The sequence below is a fragment of the uncultured Kluyvera sp. genome, from assembly GCF_902485085.1.
GTDB lineage: Bacteria > Pseudomonadota > Gammaproteobacteria > Enterobacterales > Enterobacteriaceae > Kluyvera > Kluyvera ascorbata.
The window spans coordinates 1-1071 of sequence record NZ_CABTJS010000092.1 but is presented as its reverse complement, the minus strand read 5'-3'; the positions used below and the strand labels follow the sequence as shown (position 1 = coordinate 1071).

1 protein-coding gene and 1 pseudogene are annotated in these 1071 nt (G+C 66.8%); both read left to right on the top strand.

Annotation, left to right across the window (positions count from 1 at the left end; genetic code table 11):
* Positions 1 to 817: zinc metalloprotease HtpX (locus tag RDN66_RS10995; protein WP_308537846.1), on the top strand; the 817-nt coding region annotated here is incomplete at its 5' end.
* A 24-nt stretch (positions 818 to 841) separates the two neighbouring features.
* A pseudogene (locus tag RDN66_RS10990) lies at positions 842 to 1071 on the top strand (2-alkenal reductase); the annotation flags it as partial.

Here is a 1071-nt window from a genome sequence, read left to right as displayed (position 1 = left end):
GGAAGGCTGCCTGTGGCTCGCGCTGTTTGCCGTTGCAGGTGCGTTGCTGCTGGAACCGGTAGCCGCGTCGGCGCTGAGCTTGCGCCTGTACCGCGTACGGGCCTTGCACCCGCAACAAGCCCACGAGATGTGGGCCCTGTTGCGCGAGCTGCCCGCCACGCCGGTGCCGCACTATGTGCCCAGTGCCGTCGTCAACGCCTTCGCCACCGGATCGAAGCAGGAGGCATCGATCGCCCTCACCGATGGCCTGCTGCGCAGCCTGAGCCCACGCGAGCTGGCGGGTGTGCTCGCGCACGAGGTCGCGCACATCACTAATGAGGATCTGCGTATCATGGGGCTGGCGGATTCCGTCAGTCGCCTCACGTGCCTACTGGCCCTTATGGGACAGATCGCGATCCTGCTCAGCCTGCCCGCGCTGCTGGTTGGCGCGGCGGAGGTCTATTGGCCTGGTCTATTGTTATTGGCCGCATCGCCCCAACTGGCCCTGCTCGCACAGCTCGGCTTGTCTCGCGTGCGTGAGTTCGACGCTGACCGCCTTGCGGCGGAACTGACTGGCGACCCGCAGGGGCTGGCGTCCGCGCTGGCGAAAATCGAGCGGGTCAGCCGCTCCTGGCGTGCCTGGCTATGGCCGGGATGGGGCAATCCCGAGCCCTCCTGCTTGCGCACGCGTCCGGCAACGCAAGAGCGCATCGCACGCCTGCTGACGTTGGCGCCTGGGCCAGCATCAGCGTTGCCACTCCGCGCGCCCCATTTTTTGCCGGAATCCGCTTTGGCGACGCGCCCACCGCGCTGGCGCCCGAGCGGGCTGTGGCGCTGATTGCCCATCAACAGGAGACGTCTCATCGCCTATCTCGACCCGTACCAACGCCCCGCGCCGGACCGCTTCGTCCGGCGCTGGCTCTTCATCACCGCCTGTATTGCCGCGCTCATGCTGCTGTGGCAGTTTCTGTCTGCCATCGAGGCCTGGTTCAGTCCGCGCGAGGCAGCAGAACGCACCGTGATGGCGCGTGGCGATCTGGCGGCGGACGAGAAAACCACCATCGAACTGTTCGAAAAATCGCGCGCCTCGGT